At 72.6% G+C, this 14,585-nt stretch carries 16 protein-coding genes and 1 riboswitch; of the genes, 10 read left to right on the top strand and 6 right to left on the bottom strand.

Annotation, left to right across the window (positions count from 1 at the left end; all coding sequences use genetic code 11):
- Positions 1-2 precede the first annotated feature (2 nt).
- Positions 3-1,319 carry a PLP-dependent aminotransferase family protein gene (locus ACIBTX_RS26405; protein ID WP_357119024.1) on the top strand — a complete coding sequence of 439 codons (1,317 nt, stop codon included), beginning with the start codon at positions 3-5 and terminating at the stop codon, positions 1,317-1,319.
- Positions 1,319-1,579 (top strand): hypothetical protein, encoded by a 261-nt coding sequence (locus ACIBTX_RS26400; RefSeq protein WP_007460594.1) that lies wholly within the window; start codon positions 1,319-1,321, stop codon positions 1,577-1,579. The genes ACIBTX_RS26405 and ACIBTX_RS26400 overlap by 1 nt, the downstream gene beginning before the upstream one ends.
- A 203-nt stretch (positions 1,580-1,782) precedes the next feature.
- Here the strand turns inward: ACIBTX_RS26400 and ACIBTX_RS26395 are convergent, their stop codons facing one another.
- The gene (locus tag ACIBTX_RS26395) at positions 1,783-3,219 is read right to left on the bottom strand and encodes a glycine hydroxymethyltransferase (RefSeq protein WP_357119020.1); all 1,437 of its coding nucleotides are present in this window, start codon (positions 3,217-3,219) and stop codon (positions 1,783-1,785) included.
- A gap of 18 nt (positions 3,220-3,237) precedes the next feature.
- Positions 3,238-3,327, bottom strand: a riboswitch (ZMP/ZTP riboswitch).
- 61 nt (positions 3,328-3,388) lie between these two features.
- On the opposite strand from ACIBTX_RS26395, the gene ACIBTX_RS26390 reads away from it, so the two are divergent.
- On the top strand, positions 3,389-3,520 hold the full coding sequence (locus tag ACIBTX_RS26390) for a hypothetical protein (protein ID WP_396833131.1): 132 nt from the start codon (positions 3,389-3,391) through the stop codon (positions 3,518-3,520).
- Between the two features lie 60 nt (positions 3,521-3,580).
- On the opposite strand, the gene ACIBTX_RS26385 is transcribed toward ACIBTX_RS26390, so the two are convergent.
- The 4 genes from ACIBTX_RS26385 to ACIBTX_RS26370 all read right to left on the bottom strand — a co-directional run bounded on the left by ACIBTX_RS26385 (position 3,581) and on the right by ACIBTX_RS26370 (position 7,380).
- A complete protein-coding gene (locus ACIBTX_RS26385; RefSeq protein WP_396833130.1) occupies positions 3,581-4,081 on the bottom strand; it encodes a hemerythrin domain-containing protein in 501 nt (166 codons plus the stop codon).
- Between the two features lie 93 nt (positions 4,082-4,174).
- The gene (locus ACIBTX_RS26380; RefSeq protein WP_357170427.1) at positions 4,175-5,044 is read right to left on the bottom strand and encodes an NAD(P)H-hydrate dehydratase; all 870 of its coding nucleotides are present in this window, start codon (positions 5,042-5,044) and stop codon (positions 4,175-4,177) included.
- Entirely contained in the window at positions 5,028-5,759 is a 732-nt protein-coding gene (locus ACIBTX_RS26375; RefSeq protein WP_396833159.1) for a histidine phosphatase family protein, read from the bottom strand. Before ACIBTX_RS26375 ends, ACIBTX_RS26380 begins: the two co-directional genes overlap by 17 nt.
- A 61-nt stretch (positions 5,760-5,820) precedes the next feature.
- Entirely contained in the window at positions 5,821-7,380 is a 1,560-nt protein-coding gene (locus ACIBTX_RS26370) for a glycosyltransferase family 39 protein (protein WP_357119008.1), read from the bottom strand.
- A 209-nt stretch (positions 7,381-7,589) separates the two neighbouring features.
- Here ACIBTX_RS26370 and ACIBTX_RS26365 point away from each other — a divergent pair, with 209 nt between their 5' ends.
- The 4 genes from ACIBTX_RS26365 to ACIBTX_RS26350 all read left to right on the top strand — a co-directional run bounded on the left by ACIBTX_RS26365 (position 7,590) and on the right by ACIBTX_RS26350 (position 10,191).
- Positions 7,590-8,480: a glycosyltransferase gene (locus ACIBTX_RS26365; RefSeq protein ID WP_357119005.1), complete on the top strand. Its 891-nt coding sequence runs from the start codon at positions 7,590-7,592 to the stop codon at positions 8,478-8,480.
- A 22-nt stretch (positions 8,481-8,502) separates the two neighbouring features.
- Positions 8,503-8,649 (top strand): NAD-dependent epimerase/dehydratase family protein, encoded by a 147-nt coding sequence (locus ACIBTX_RS26360; RefSeq protein ID WP_357119002.1) that lies wholly within the window; start codon positions 8,503-8,505, stop codon positions 8,647-8,649.
- Positions 8,606-8,830: a hypothetical protein gene (locus ACIBTX_RS26355; protein ID WP_357119000.1), complete on the top strand. Its 225-nt coding sequence runs from the start codon at positions 8,606-8,608 to the stop codon at positions 8,828-8,830. Before ACIBTX_RS26360 ends, ACIBTX_RS26355 begins: the two co-directional genes overlap by 44 nt.
- Before the next feature lie 389 nt (positions 8,831-9,219).
- The gene (locus ACIBTX_RS26350) at positions 9,220-10,191 is read left to right on the top strand and encodes a DNA primase small subunit domain-containing protein (RefSeq protein ID WP_357170440.1); all 972 of its coding nucleotides are present in this window, start codon (positions 9,220-9,222) and stop codon (positions 10,189-10,191) included.
- Positions 10,192-10,244: 53 nt separating this feature from the next.
- Here the strand turns inward: ACIBTX_RS26350 and ACIBTX_RS26345 are convergent, their stop codons facing one another.
- Positions 10,245-10,727: an Lrp/AsnC family transcriptional regulator gene (locus tag ACIBTX_RS26345; RefSeq protein ID WP_357119474.1), complete on the bottom strand. Its 483-nt coding sequence runs from the start codon at positions 10,725-10,727 to the stop codon at positions 10,245-10,247.
- 130 nt (positions 10,728-10,857) lie between these two features.
- Between ACIBTX_RS26345 and pdhA the strand changes: the two genes are divergently transcribed.
- The 3 genes from pdhA to ACIBTX_RS26330 are packed head-to-tail and all read left to right on the top strand — an operon-like array spanning position 10,858 to position 14,563.
- The gene (gene pdhA / locus ACIBTX_RS26340) at positions 10,858-12,024 is read left to right on the top strand and encodes a pyruvate dehydrogenase (acetyl-transferring) E1 component subunit alpha (protein WP_396833129.1); all 1,167 of its coding nucleotides are present in this window, start codon (positions 10,858-10,860) and stop codon (positions 12,022-12,024) included.
- Positions 12,021-13,025 (top strand): alpha-ketoacid dehydrogenase subunit beta, encoded by a 1,005-nt coding sequence (locus ACIBTX_RS26335; protein WP_396833158.1) that lies wholly within the window; start codon positions 12,021-12,023, stop codon positions 13,023-13,025. The genes pdhA and ACIBTX_RS26335 overlap by 4 nt, the downstream gene beginning before the upstream one ends.
- Positions 13,022-14,563 (top strand): dihydrolipoamide acetyltransferase family protein, encoded by a 1,542-nt coding sequence (locus ACIBTX_RS26330; RefSeq protein ID WP_357118997.1) that lies wholly within the window; start codon positions 13,022-13,024, stop codon positions 14,561-14,563. The genes ACIBTX_RS26335 and ACIBTX_RS26330 overlap by 4 nt, the downstream gene beginning before the upstream one ends.
- The last annotated feature ends 22 nt before the right edge of the window (positions 14,564-14,585 follow it).

Here is a 14,585-nt window from a genome sequence, read left to right as displayed (position 1 = left end):
CGGTGGACGCCACCGAACCGGCCGACCTCACCGTCGCCGATCTGCACCCCGCGCTCGGCGACCCGGCGCTGACCTCGATGAACTTCCTCAACGAGGTGTCCGAACGGTATCCGGCGGCGGTGTCGCTCGCGGCCGGCCGCCCGTACGAGGAGTTCCTCGACGTCGCCGCGGTGCACCGGCACCTGGACACGTTCCACCGGCACCTCGTCGACGAGCGGGGGCACTCGCCCGAGCAGGCACGCCGGTTGCTGATGCAGTACGGCCGGACCAAGGGCATCGTGCACCACCTGGTCGCCCGGAACCTCGCCCTCGACGAGGGGATCACGGTCGACCCGGAGACCGTCGTGGTGACCGTCGGGTGTCAGGAGGCCATGTTCCTGGTGCTGCGGGCGTTGCGGACCGGCCCGACGGACGTGCTGCTGGCGGTCGCGCCGACCTATGTCGGGCTGACCGGGGCGGCCCGGCTGGTGGACCTGCCGGTGTGGCCGGTCGCCGGTGGACCGTCCGGGGTGGACCTGGGCGACCTGCGGGCCCAGGCCCGCCGCGCCCGCCAGGCGGGCCTACGGCCCCGCGCCTGCTACGTGATGCCGGACTTCGCCAACCCGTCCGGGACCAGCATCGACGTCGCCGACCGGCAGCGGCTGCTGGCGCTGGCCGCCGAGGAGGACCTGCTGCTGCTGGAGGACAACCCGTATGGGCTGTTCGCCGTCGCCGACGGGCCGCGCCCGCCCACGCTGAAGGCGCTGGACACCGACCGCCGGGTGGTCTACCTCGGCTCCTTCGCCAAGACGGTGCTGCCCGGGGCCCGGGTCGGTTACGTGGTCGCCGACCAGCGGGTGGCCGGACCGGACGGCCGCGTCGGGCCGCTCGCCGACCAACTCGCCATGATCAAGAGCATGGTCACCGTGAACACCTCACCGCTCGCGCAGGCGGTGATCGGTGGGCGGCTGTTGGAGCACGGGTGCAGCCTGGTGCCCGCGAACACCCGGGAGCGGGCCGCGTACGCCCGCAACCTGCGCCACCTGGTGGCCGGCCTGGCCCGGCGTTTCGCGGACCGGCCGGAGGTGCGCTGGACGGTGCCGGCCGGCGGGTTCTTCGTGGTGGTGACCGTGCCGTTCGTCGTCGACGACGCGTTGCTGGACATCTCGGGGCGGGACTACGGCGTGCTGTGGACGCCGATGGCGCACTTCTACGACGACACCGCGCCGGTGCGCGCGCTGCGGCTGTCGGTCAGCGCGGTGACGCCGGAGCAGATCGACGTCGGGTTGGACCGACTCGCCGCCCTCGTCACCGACGAGCTCCTGCGTGGACGGTCATAATGGGCCGCATGGTTGCCTGGGAGTACGCCCTGCTCGTTCGTCGCTATCAGGGACAGGGTCGCAATTTCACCGTCTCGTTCGTCTGGTACGGCCCGGACGGGTCCCGTAAGGACATCACCGCCTACGGCGACACGGCCATCGCGCACCTCAACCGCGCCGGCCGCGAGGGCTGGGAGCTGGTCTCAGCGGCCGAGGACGTCAACAACGTCCAGGGCAGCACCGAAGTCCACCGCTACCACCTAAAACGCCCCCTGAACTAACCCCCACCCTCGCCCCGCGCCCCCCCGCCCCGCCCCGCGCCCCGCCCCGCCCGCGCCCCCACGCCCCGCCCCACCCCCGTCCGCGTCGATCATGAAGTTGTGGTGGTGGACGAAGGTCGCCACTCGCCCTGATTCGGGCACCACGACTCCATGATCGACGCGGACGTCCGCGGCGGGGGTGGGGGTGGGGGGTGGGGAGGCCGTCAGGTTAGGTCTACGGCGGGGTAGAGGGGGTGGGGGGCCAGCAGGTCGGCGGCCTGGCGGGAGATCTTGTCGGCCAGGTCGGCGTCGAGCGTGTACTTCGCCTTGGACGGGGTGCCGTCGGCGTTCGCGCCGGCCGTGGTCTGGGTCAGCACGGTGTGGATCAGCTCCGCCGTCTGGTCCATCTCGGCGGTGCCCAGCCCGCGAGTGGTCAGCGCCGGGGTGCCGATCCGGATGCCGGAGGTGTACCAGGCGCCGTTCGGGTCCTGCGGGACCGAGTTGCGGTTGGTGACGATGCCCGAGTCGAGCAGGGCCTGCTCGGCCTGCCGGCCGGTGAGCCCGTAGCCGGACACGTCGATCAGCACCAGGTGGTTGTCGGTGCCACCGGTGACGAGCTTCGCGCCCCGACGCAGCAGCCCGTCGGCGAGGGCCTGCGAGTTGTCCACGATCCGCTGGGCGTAGTCGGCGAAGTCGGGGCGGCGGGCCTCGGCCAGGGCGACGGCCTTGGCGGCCATCACGTGCGGCAGCGGGCCGCCGAGCACCATCGGGCAGCCCCGGTCCACCTGGTCGGCCAGCTCCGGCTGGCAGAGCACCATGCCGCCGCGCGGGCCGCGCAGCGACTTGTGGGTGGTGGTGGTGACGATGTGCGCGTGCGGCACCGGGTCGAAGTCGCCGGTGAACACCTTGCCGGCCACCAGGCCCGCGAAGTGCGCCATGTCGACCATGAAGGTCGCGCCGACCGAGTCGGCGATCTCCCGCAGGATCCGGAAGTTCACCTTCCGGGGGTACGCCGAGTAGCCGCCGACCAGGATCAGCGGCTTGAACTCGCGGGCGGCCTCGGCCACCCGGTCGTAGTCGATCAGCCCGGTGGCCGGGTCGGTGCCGTAGCTGCGCTGGTCGAACATCTTGCCGGAGATGTTCGGCCGGAAACCGTGGGTGAGGTGGCCACCGGCGTCCAGGGACATGCCGAGCATCCGCTGGTTGCCCAGCTCGCGGCGCAGCTCGAACCAGTCCGCCTCGGTGAGGTCGTTGACCTGGCGTACCTGGGCCTTCTTCAGGGCGGGGGACTCCACCCGGTCGGCGAGCACCGCCCAGAAGGCGACCAGGTTGGCATCGATGCCCGAGTGCGGCTGCACGTACGCGTGCGCGGCCCCGAACAGCTCCCGGGCGTGCTCGGCGGCGAGCGCCTCGACGGTGTCGACGTTCTGGCAGCCGGCGTAGAAGCGGCGGCCGACGGTGCCCTCGGCGTACTTGTCGCTGAACCAGTTGCCCATCGCCAGCAGCGTCGCCGGGGAGGCGTAGTTCTCGCTGGCGATGAGCTTGAGCGACTCCCGCTGGTCGGTCAGCTCGGCGCCGATGGCGTCGGCCACCCGCGGCTCGACAGCCCGGATCACCTCGAGGGCGCTCCGGAATGCGGTGGACTCGGCGTTGCGCGACATGCGACCTCCTACGAATGTGCGGAAGGCCCAGGCGCACGGCAAACGTCCTCGTGACGGGGCCGCTCCCCGATGGTTCTCCATCCCAACGCGCCAGTAACGGCCCGCGCCGATCCTACCGGGCCGGCGCCGGCCGACCCGGCCGACCTCCCGACGCGAGTACGCCGAGGTGATGAGGGGTGACCAGGCCGTCACGGCGGGTTCACTGATCAGCAAGGTGCAGTCGGCCGCCGGGAAGATCATCCCGGACCAGCGCAGGTCCGAGCGGCACCGCCGGATGGCCGAGCCGGGCTCGGGCGACTGAGCAAACGAACCGACGAGGGGCCCGGCGATGTGCCGGGCCCCTCGGTGCGAACGCCTCGCCTCAGGCGGTCACCGCGTCGCGCGCCTTCTTGATCGCCTTCGGCTGGGTGGGGGTACGCGGCGCGTCCGCGCGCAGCGCGATCATCTTCTCGCCGATCTCCTGGAGCTGCTTACGGCCCACCGCCTCGCGGACCTTGGGGAACCACTCCTCCTCTTCCTCCTCGACGTGGTGCGTGACGTTCTCGATCAGCACCGTCGTCTTGGCGGTGAAGCGCTCGTCCTTGGCGTCCATGCTGGCCAGTTCCAGGCAGAGCAGGTCGGCCACGTGGTGCTCCTCGTACGACTCGAGGATGTCGTCCTCCAGGTCGGGCAGGAGCCGGCGGACCTCCGGGTACATCACCTCGTTCTCCAGGTAGGTGTGCACCGTCAGGGCCTCCAGGATCTGGTCCACCAGCTTCTGCCGCTGGCTCGCCGGTCCCTCCTCGGCGTCCTGGAAGGCCTTGAACAGACGGCGCATCTCCTTGTGGTCCTCTTTGAGCAGGACGATGGCATCGGTCGACACCGGTGTGCCCCCTTGTTCGGTAGCTCGGCTGGTGTCGATCCGGTACCCCGAGCCGGAGTGACGAAACAGGCGAACCCGGCTCACCTCGCCTGGTCAGACGGTGGCCAGGGTGCGCGGGATCTCGTCGAGCAGTTCCCGGGCCAGAAAACCGATCCGGCCGTACCGGGGAATCAGCCGCTGGCCGCTCACGGCGTGCGCGAACGCACCCCAGCAGGCGGCCTGCGCCGGGTCGGCGCCCCGGGACAGGAGCCCGGCGAGCAGGCCGGCGAGCACGTCCCCGCTGCCGGACGTGCCGAGGCCGGCGTCGCCGCTCTCCTCCCGCCATCCGCGGCCGTCCGGGGCGGCCACGTGACCGTAGAGCGAGACCACCGCGTCGTACCGTTGCGCCAACTCGGCGGCCTCGGCGCTCAGGTCGTCACCCGGGTCCCGGCCCAGCAGGTGGCCGGCCTCGGTGACGTTGGGGGTGAGCACCACCGGGCGGCCGGAGCCGACCAGCAGCTTCGGCTCGTGGCTGAGCGCGCCCAATGCGTACGCGTCCAGGACCAGCGGGGTGTCCGGACCGGCCGCCTCCAGGACGAGGTCCAGCAGTCGGGAGGTCTCGTCGATGCCGGTCAACCCCGGACCCAGGGCCACCACGTCGGCCGCGCCGGCCAACTCACCGAGCTGGCCGGCCCGGTCGGCGGCCACCGTGCCGTCGGGCGTCTCCGGCAGCCCCACCACCAGCGCCTCGGGCACCTGGATGCTCAGCGTCGCGGCGGTCGACTCGGCGAGGGCGAGCTGGAGCACCCCGGCGCCGGCGCGCAGCGCGGCCACTCCGGCGAGCAGGACCGCCCCGGGGGTGAAGCGGGAGCCGCCGATCACCAGCACGGTGCCCCGGCTCTCCTTGCCCCCGGCCGGCACCGGCAGCGCCCAGTCCCGCAGCAGCGCCGGCGTGATCACCTTTACCTCAGACCGGTTCGGCATGGATCTCGTCCTCCCTGGTCGCCTCGGCGCCCTGCCGGTGCAGGTGGCCGACCTCGTTGAAACCGCCCAGCCGCAGGCGGCCCTGCTCGTCGGCCGACCAGTCGGTGACCGAGCAGTTCGCGATCACGTGTTCGCGGGTCAACGCCATCAGCTCCGGCTCGGTCAATCCCTCGATGAGGTAGCGCAGCAGGAAGACCAGCGCGTCGTGGCCGAACAGCAGCACCCGCTGGCCCTCGTGGTCGCGGCGCAGGTCACCGAGGAGCGTCCGCAGACGCAGCGCCACATCGGTCCAGGCCTCACCGCCGGGCGGTCGGTAGTAGAACTTGCCCAGCCGTTCACGGCGCTTCGCCTCGTCGGGAAACCGCCGGCGCACCCCGTGCCCGGTCAGGCCGTCCAGGATGCCCAGCTCCCGGTCGCGCAGCCGCTCGTCGCGGCTCACCGGAATCCCGGTGCCGTGCAGCGCCAGCTTGGCCGTGGAGACCGCCCGCAGGTACGGCGACACCACCGCGACGTCGGGTCGCCGGTCCTCGGGCAGCCCCGCGAGCCAGCGGCCGGTCGCCCGCGCCTGCTCCTCGCCGGTGTCCGAGAGCGGTACGTCGGCGTCGCGGTGGCTCAGGGCGATCACGTCCGCGCCGGTCTCCTCGGCCCGGGTGGCCGCCACGTTCGCGGTGCTCTCCCCGTGCCGGATGATCCAGAGCGTCGACAGTTCCGCCATGCCGACCCCGGTACCCGGGCGCGGCACGGGGTAACCGTGCCGCGCCGGGCCGGGCGTCGACTCAGCCGCGCTGTTGCAGCAGGGCCACGGTCATCCCGGTCACGTGGTCGACCCGGACCACCTCGTAGCGCTCGGTGAGCACGGCGGACTGCTTCTTTGGCAGGCTGGCCAGCGGCGTGTCGGTGACCGCCGGCAGCAGCACCCACAGTCGCGGCTCGTCGTGCAGACAACGGGCGGGGTTGGTGCAGGCCGCGTTGAAGAGTTCATTGCGTTGGGCTGCGGAACGCTGCTCGAAGACGTTGCGCAGCTTCACGTCCTTGGGAAGGTAGTACCGAACCCCGTCCTCGGCCGCCCACCACCAGGCGCCACCGGCCACCAGCCCGTCGCCGGGTTGGTAACCGGACTCGACCACCCGCGCCGCCTCGGAGTACCCGAACGGCGCGAACGCCCGCTTCTGCGGATAGGTGTACCAGCTGTGCGAGTACTCGGCGCGCAGTGCGAGCTGGCCGGGCACGCTCAGGCCGGCGAGCACCACCAGACCCACCACGACCAGCGGGACGCGGCGCAACGCGGCGACGCCCGCGCCGGCGAGCACCGCCCAGGCCGGCAGGACGAAGAGCAGGTACTTGGAGAAGAAGTAGTTGATGTCGCCGGTGGAGGCCAGCAGGACAACCGGCAGCGGCACGGCGGCGATGAGCGCGAACATGACGGTCCGAGCGGCGGTGCCGCGGCGCAGGTGGGTCAGCACACCGACCACGGCCAGCGCGGTGACGGCGAAGGCCAGCAACACCGAGCCGAGGACCTGTTCCCAGACCGTCCAGGGCGCGCTGTCCGGGATCCAGCTGATCTGCCGGCCCGCCTGCTTCATGCCGCGCAGGATCACCGGGGCGGCGATGCCCACGCCGGCCAACGCGGCGAGCCCGAACCAGACCACCGACCACCAACGACGCTCCCGCCAGCAGTGGATCAGCACGGCCAGGCCGTGCCCGATCAGCAGGGTGAGCCCCACCACATTCACCAGGCCGATACCGGCCACGGCGAGCGTGTAGGGCGCCCACCGCAGCCACCCCGGCCGCTCCAAGGCCCGGAGCAGGAACAGCGTGGCCGCGGCGGCGGCGAGGACGACGAAGGCGTACGACCGGGTCTCCTGCCCGAAACGGGTGACCGTGGGCACGAGGGCGAAGGTGAACCCGCCGGCGATCCCGGCTGTCTGGCCGAAGATCCGTCGCCCGGCCAGCGCCACGCACGCGGTGGCCAGGATCATGGCCAGCGCCGACGGCACCCGCACGCTGGTCGGCCCGCTGCCGAAGACGGTTGCCCAGCCGTGCATGAACAGGTAGTACGCGCCGTGCACGGCGTCGACGTTCTTCAGCATGCTCAGGATCTGGCTGGTGGAGCGGTTCGCCAGGTCGATGCTGACCAGCTCGTCCTGCCACATCTCCGGGCTGCCGAGTCGCCAGCCGACCGCGAGGGCCGCGAATGCCGTCGGCCAGAACCAGACACTGAGCGCCAGCCGGCGGGCGAACGGAAGTCGCCGGCGGGCCGGCTCGGCGGCCGGCGGGGGCGAGCCCACGTCGTTCTGCGCCTGAGGCGCATCCGTGATGACGGCACGGTCTGGCATCTGCGTCCAATCCGGGGGCGTGCGGTTCGGGCGCGACGATGATAGCCCTCGGCGTAGACGTCGTCGGACCCGTCGGCCCGGCGTCCCGGGGCAATGTCGCGACGGCCCGGCAGGCCGGCTCGCCGGTACGGGATTCGCGTGGGATGACTGATAATGTGGCCCGCGCTCGTCGCGCACGTCCACCACGCACAGTAAGGTCCGGGGAGCAGATGATTGTCGACATCATGTTGCCGTACTACGGGAGCGTGCCCCTCATGCAGGCGGCGGTGCGCAGCGTGCTGGCACAGACCGACCCGGGCTGGCGGCTGACCGTGGTCGACGACGGCACCGAGCCGGGCGTGCCGGAGTGGTTCGCGCAGATCACCGACGAGCGGGTGCGCTACCAGCGCAACGAGCGCAACCTCGGCATCACCGGCAACTTCCGCAAGTGCGTCGGCCTCGCCGAACACGAGTACCTGGTGATGATGGGCACGGACGACATCATGCACCCCAACTACGTGGCGACCGTGCGGTCGGTGATCGAGCAGTACCCGGGCGTCGGCATGGTGCAGCCGGGAGTCGAGATCATCGACGCCGACGGCACGGTGGTCAACACCATCGTCGACGAGGCCAAGCGGCGGCTCTACGCACCGCGCGTCGAGTCCCGGACGCTGATGGGTGGCGAGGATCTGGCGGCCAGCCTGCTGCGCGGCTGCTGGTTATACTTCCCGTCGATCTGCTGGCGGACGGACGCGCTCAAGGCCGTCAACTTCCGCGAGGAGCTCCAGGTCATCCAGGACCTCGCGCTGGTGATCGATCTGATCCAGCGGGGCGAGCAGATGGCGATCGACACCACCCTGTGCTTCCAGTACCGGCGGCACGCGGTGAGCAAGTCTGCCGCCGACGCGATCGCCGGCACCCGGTTCACCGAGGCACGGGCGTTCTTCGTCGACGTCGCCCGGCGGATGGACGAGCAGGGCTGGCCGCGGGCGGCCCGGGCGGCCCGCCGCTACATGTCGTCCCGGCTGCACGCCATCACGCTGCTGCCGACGGCGATCCTCGCCGGCCGAATGACCGGTGTGAAGAGCCTGTCGCGGCACGCGTTCGGGCCAGGCCGATGAGCGACCACGACCGGGGGCGGTCATGATCGTCGCGCAGCGGCAGCCGGCGGCCGGCGGGTCGCGGCGGGTGGTGGTGCTGGGCGGCACCGGTTTCCTCGGCCGCCCCATCTGCCGGGCGCTGGCCAATGCCGGGCACACCGTCATCGCGGGGCGCCCGTACCCCGCGTGACATCGGGGCGGGCGTCACGGTCCGCGCCCTGGATCTGGCCGCCGCCGCCGACGTCGACGAGATCACCGCGCTGCTGCGTGACCTCGAACCGGACGTGGTGATCAACTCCGCCGGGCGGCAGGTGAAGGCTCAACGACGCGCAGTTGCTCGCCGGGCCCGCGGCGGGACTTCGTGGGCCTGAGCGACGTGGCCGCCGCCGTGCTGCTGGCCACGACCCGGCCCGCGGCGGCCGGCTACGTGATCAACATCGGTCGCGGGGTCGCCGCCAGCGTCCGTGACATGGCCCAGCTCCTCATCGACGTCAGTGGGGTGCCGACCGACCTGGTCGAGGCCGAGCAGACCGGCCCGGTCGAGTCGACCTGGCAGCGGCTGGACGTCGGGCTCGCCGCCGAGGTGCTCGGCTGCTCGCCGAGCAACGATCTGCACACCGAGACGAGCAGTTGTGGGAACACTCCGGCGCCGAGCTGTCCGCGACGCAGTCGGTCGGCGGCCCGTTGCCGCAGCAGCACGCCACGCTGGTCACCGGCCGGTAGCCCACCGGGTCCGCCCCCACGTCGTACCCTCGGGGGCGTGGCCACGGCGGCGGAGGAGATCCGGGTGGGGGAGCGGCTGGTCCGCGTCTCCAGCCCCGACAAGCCGTACTTTCCGGAACGTGGGCTGACCAAGCTGGACGTGGTCCGCTACTTCCTGGCGGTCGGCGACGGGATCCTACGGGCGCTGCGCGACCGGCCGACCATGCTGGAACGCTGGCCGCGCGGCGTCTTCGAGGGCGCGACGATCGCCACCCGGCAGACCAACCGCGGCGACGCGTTCTACCAGAAGCGGCTGCCGGCGGGCGCGCCCGAGTGGGTGCGCACCGCGCACATCACGTTCCCCAGCGGCCGGACTGCCGACGAGGTCGCGCCGAGCGAACTGGCCGTGGTGATCTGGGCGGCCAACCTGGGCACCCTGCGGTTTCATCCGTGGCCGGTGTCCGCCCGCGACGTGGAGCGCCCCGACCAGTTGCGCATCGACCTCGACCCGCTGCCGGGCGTCGGCTTCGAGCAGGTGGTGCCGGTGGCCCGGGAGGTGCGCGCGTTCCTCGCCGAGCTGGGCATGACCGGCTACCCGAAGACGACCGGCGGCCGGGGCCTGCACGTGTACCTGTCAATCGAGCCGCGGTGGAGTTTCGGCGAGTGCCGCCGGGCGGTGCTCGCGCTGGGGCGGGAGATGCAGCGTCGGCTGCCGGACCTGGTCACCACCACCTGGTGGCGGGACCAGCGGGACCGGCCGGTCTTCGTCGACTACAACCAGATGTCCCGCGACCACACCATGGCGTCGGCGTACTCGATCCGGCCGACGCCGCAAGCGTTGGTGTCGGCGCCGTTGGACTGGGCGGAGCTGGACGACGCCCGTCCGGAGGACTTCGACGTGCTCACCGTGCCGGCCCGGTTCGCCGAGCGCGGCGACCCGCACGCCGGCCTGGACGGCGACCGGCACTCGCTGGAGCCGCTGCTGGCCCTAGCCGACCGCGAGCGCCTGGAGGCTCCGCCCGAGGTGTAAGGAAGGGCCCCTTATTAGACACCAGGCGGTAATAGGGGGCCCTTCCTTACACCTCAGGCCCAGGGGCTCTGTGTGCCCTCGAACTCTTCGAAGACCAGCCACGACCTTGTCGACAGCACCCCGGAGATGCGCTGCACCCGGTCGAGTACGACGTCCCGCAGGGCGGCGTTGTCCGGCGCCCGGACCAGGGCCAGCACGTCGTGCTCGCCGCTGAGCAGCGCGACGTGCTCGACGTAGCGCACCTGGGCCAGCTCGGCCGACACCTCCCGCCAGGTGTTCTGCTCGATCGTCAACGCCATGTACGCCGAGGTGCCCAGCCCGGCCGCCTCGGGCGCGACCTGTGCCCGGAACCCCGTGATCACGCCGTCGCGCATCAGGCGCTCGACCCGCGCGTACGCGTTGGTGCGCGAGATGTGGATCCGTTCGGCCAACGTGCGCACCGACGTACGCCCGTCGCGGACCAGCTCGTCCACGATCCGCCGGTCGACCTCGTCCAAGGCTCGGACCGATCGTCCCGCTCCGGTCGCCTGGCCCACCCCGTCTCCGGTCTCCTGGCTCACCGATCTGCCTTCCGCATGCCAGACGTCCCGCCTTCGTCGTGGATCTTGAGTCAATCATCCGTCAGGCGGAAGCATAGGCTCACCACACGTCCCAGGAGGTCCCGCCGTGACGACCACACCCCAGGCGGTCCGCAGGGCATCCCCGCGCGCCCGTCGGACGGTCACCCCGCCCGACCCGGCGCGTCCGCTGCTGCCGGACGCCGAACCGGTCCGCCTGCTCGATGAGACCGGCACGCCGCTGCCGGCCCGCACCGACTACCCGGAGCCGCCCGTCGAGGCGCTGCGGGAGCTGTACCGCCGGATGGTGCTCGGCCGCCGGTTCGACACCCAGGCGACCGCGCTGACCAAGCAGGGTCGCCTCGCCGTCTACCCGTCGTCCCGGGGCCAGGAGGCGTGCCAGGTGGCCGCCACGCTCGCCGTCCGCGACACCGACTGGGTGTTCCCCACCTACCGCGAATCGATGGCGCTGGTTGCCCGAGGCATCGATCCGGTCGAGGTTCTCACCCTGCTGCGCGGCGACTGGCACTGCGGCTACGACCCGACCCGGGTGCACACCGCGCCGCAGTGCACCCCGCTCGCCACCCAGTGCGTGCACGCCGCCGGCCTCGCCCACGGTGAGGCGTACCAGGGGCGCGACACCGTGGCGCTGGCCTTCATCGGTGACGGGGCGACCAGCGAGGGCGACTTCCACGAGGGCATCAACTTCGCCGCCGTGTTCAAAGCCCCGGTCGTCTACTTCGTGCAGAACAACAGGTACGCCATCAGCGTGCCGCTGTCCCGGCAGACCGCCGCGCCGTCGCTGGCGTACAAGGGCATCGGCTACGGGGTGCCCAGTGAGCAGGTCGACGGCAACGACCCGGTCGCCGTGCTCGCCGTGCTGACCCGCGCGGTCGCGCACGCCCGCGCCGGCAACGGGCCGTTCCTGGTGGAGGCGCACACCTACCGGATGGAGCCGCACACCAACGCCGACGACGCCAGCCGCTACCGCGACGGCGCCGAGGTCGACGCCTGGCGGGACCGGGACCCCATCGCCCGCCTCCAGGCCTATCTGCGCGCCCGTGGGGTGCTCGACGACGCAGCGGTCACCGAGATCGCCGAGCAGGCCGAGGCGTACGCCGCGGACCTGCGTACCCGGATGAACAGCCAGCCCACGGTCGACCCGCTGAGCCTGTTCGACCACGTCTACGCCGAGCCCACCCCACAGCTCGTCGAGCAGCGCGAACTCGTCCGCGCCGAGCTGGCCGCCGCACGCGACGAGGAGGGTGACGCCTGATGGCCACCACCATGGCGAAGGCCCTCAACACCGCCCTCGCCGACGCGCTCGCCGCCGACGAGAAGGTCGTCGTCTTCGGCGAGGACGTCGGCGCGCTCGGCGGCGTCTTCCGGATCACCGACGGCCTGCAGGCACGCTTCGGCGAGAACCGCTGCTTCGACACGCCCCTGGCCGAGGCCGGCATCGTCGGCTTCGCCGTCGGCCTCGCCATGTCCGGGCTGCGGCCGGTCGTCGAGATGCAGTTCGACGCGTTCGCGTACCCGGCGTTCGAGCAGATCGCCTCGCACGTGGCGAAGCTGCGCAACCGCACCCGCGGGGCGCTCAGCGTGCCCATCGTCATCCGGGTGCCGTACGCGGGCGGGATCGGCGGGGTCGAGCACCACTGCGACTCGTCCGAGGCGTACTACGCGCACACGCCCGGCCTCAAGGTCGTCACCCCGGCGACCGTCGACGACGCGTACTCCCTGCTGCGGGAGGCGATCGACGACCCCGACCCGGTGGTCTTCATGGAGCCCAAGAAGCTCTACTTCGCCAGCGCCGACGCGGCCCTGCCGACGCGGACCGAGCCGTTCGGCCGGGCCGTCGTGCGCCGGCCCGGCCGCGACGCCACCCTGGTGGCGTACGGACCGGCGGTGCCGGTCGCCCTGGAGGCCGCCGAGGCCGCGCGCGAGGAGGGCTGGGACCTGGAGGTCGTCGACGTGCGCACCATCGTGCCGTTCGACGACGCCACCATCGCCGCCTCGGTCCGGCGCACCGGTCGCTGCGTGGTCATCCAGGAGGCGCCCGGCTTCGCGGGCGTCGGCGCGGAGATCGCCGCCCGGGTGCAGGAGCGCTGCTTCCACGCGCTGCACGCGCCGGTGCTGCGGGTGGCCGGGCTGGACATCCCGTACCCGGCGCCGATGCTGGAGCACACCCACCTGCCCGGCGTGGACCGCGTCCTCGACGCGGTCGCCCGCCTGCAGTGGGACGACCAGCCCGACGCGCGTTGGGCGGCGGCATGACCACCGTCGAGCGGACCCAGGTCTTCCTCCTGCCCGACCTGGGCGAGGGGCTGAGCGAGGCCGAGATCGTCGAGTGGCGGGTCGCCGTCGGTGACGTCGTCGAGGTGGACCAGAGCGTGGTCGAGGTGGAGACCGCCAAGGCGGTCGTCGACGTGCCCTGCCCGTACGCCGGACGGGTCGTGACCCTGCACGGCGCGGCCGGCGAGGTACGCCCGGTCGGCCAGCCGTTGATCACCATCGCGCCGCTGGACGGCGGCGGCGACGAGCCCGCCGGGCACGCCACCTACCGTGAGGAGGAGCGGGCCGGCTCCGGCAACGTTCTGATCGGGTACGGCACCGGGCACGGCGGCGCGACGCGCCGTCGCCGCCGGCCGCGCCTGACCCTCGCCCCCGACCCGACCGACGCCGCGCCGACCGCCACCGGCCCGACCGGCGTTGGCGCGAGCGAGGTTGGCGCGATCGGCGCTGGCTCGGCCGCCGCCGGTCCGGTCGGTGTCGGTCCGGCCGTCACTGGCTCGGCCGTCACTGGCTCGGCCGTCACTGGCTCGGCCGTCACTGGCCCGGCCGGTACCGGCACGGTCGGGGTTGACCGGCCCGGCGCGAGTCCGGCCTCCCACTCCGCTGCCGCCGACGGTGGCGCGACGGTTGGTGCCCAGTCGTCGAGTGCCCTGGTCATCTCGCCGATCGTGCGCCGGCTGGCCCGCGAGCGCGGCGTCGACCTCGCCACCGTGCGGGGCACCGGACCCGGCGGCGTGATCCGCCGCGCCGACGTGGAGGCGGCCTCGACCGCGCCCCGGCTCGCCGCCGTGCCGGAGCCCCACGTCGCCCTGGCCCCGACCGGGGACGGCGACGTGGTCATCCCGCTCACCGGCATCCGCAAGGTCATCGCCGACAAGCTCTCCCGCAGCCGGCGGGAGATCCCCGAGGTGACCATCTGGGTCGACGTGGACGCCACCGGGCTGCTGGAGACCCGTGCGGCGATCAACGCGGCGACGCCCGACGCCCCGGTGAGCATCCTGGCCCTGCTGGCCCGGATCTGCCTCAGCGGCCTGCGCCGGTACCCGCAGCTCAACGCCCGCGTCGACACCGAGGGCCAGCGGATCGTCCAGTCCGCCGGCGTGCACCTGGGTATCGCCGCGCAGACGGACCGGGGCCTGCTGGTGCCGGTGCTGCGGGACGCCCAGCGGCTCACCACCGCCGAACTGGCCGCCGCGCTGGCGGAGACCACCGCCGCGGCGCGGGCCGGGACGCTCGCGCCGGCCCGGCTCACCGGCGGCACCTTCACCCTCAACAACTACGGGGTGTTCGGCGTGGACGGCTCCACGCCGATCATCAACCACCCCGAAGCGGCGCTGCTCGGAGTGGGGCGGATCGTGGACAAGCCGTGGGTGGTCGACGGGCAGTTGGCCGTCCGCAAGGTCACCCAGTTGAGCCTCACGTTCGACCACCGGGTGTGCGACGGCGGGGTGGCCGGTGGCTTCCTGCGGCACGTCGCAGACTGCGTGGAGCGCCCGGCGCTGCTGATCGCCGCCGTCTGACGCGTACCCCCTGGGCCCCGAC

Origin of the sequence: Micromonospora sp. NPDC049359 (assembly GCF_044466585.1) — a bacterium.
Lineage (GTDB): Bacteria > Actinomycetota > Actinomycetes > Mycobacteriales > Micromonosporaceae > Micromonospora.
Note: the sequence above shows the minus strand (reverse complement) of the source record. Positions and strands in the feature narration are given on the sequence as shown.

Bases quoted from the DNA above. Each gene is read 5' to 3' on its own strand.
- ACIBTX_RS26360 (WP_357119002.1), top strand. From the start codon at position 8,503: ATGATCGTCGCGCAGCGGCAGCCGGCGGCCGGCGGGTCGCGGCGGGTG.
- ACIBTX_RS26400 (WP_007460594.1), top strand. From the start codon at position 1,319: ATGGGCCGCATGGTTGCCTGGGAGTACGCCCTGCTCGTTCGTCGCTAT.
- ACIBTX_RS26380 (WP_357170427.1), bottom strand. From the start codon at position 5,044: ATGCCGAACCGGTCTGAGGTAAAGGTGATCACGCCGGCGCTGCTGCGG.
- ACIBTX_RS26375 (WP_396833159.1), bottom strand. From the start codon at position 5,759: ATGGCGGAACTGTCGACGCTCTGGATCATCCGGCACGGGGAGAGCACC.
- ACIBTX_RS26370 (WP_357119008.1), bottom strand. From the start codon at position 7,380: ATGCCAGACCGTGCCGTCATCACGGATGCGCCTCAGGCGCAGAACGAC.
- ACIBTX_RS26395 (WP_357119020.1), bottom strand. From the start codon at position 3,219: ATGTCGCGCAACGCCGAGTCCACCGCATTCCGGAGCGCCCTCGAGGTG.
- ACIBTX_RS26390 (WP_396833131.1), top strand. From the start codon at position 3,389: ATGAGGGGTGACCAGGCCGTCACGGCGGGTTCACTGATCAGCAAGGTG.
- ACIBTX_RS26330 (WP_357118997.1), top strand. From the start codon at position 13,022: ATGACCACCGTCGAGCGGACCCAGGTCTTCCTCCTGCCCGACCTGGGC.
- ACIBTX_RS26365 (WP_357119005.1), top strand. From the start codon at position 7,590: ATGATTGTCGACATCATGTTGCCGTACTACGGGAGCGTGCCCCTCATG.
- ACIBTX_RS26355 (WP_357119000.1), top strand. From the start codon at position 8,606: ATGCCGGGCACACCGTCATCGCGGGGCGCCCGTACCCCGCGTGACATC.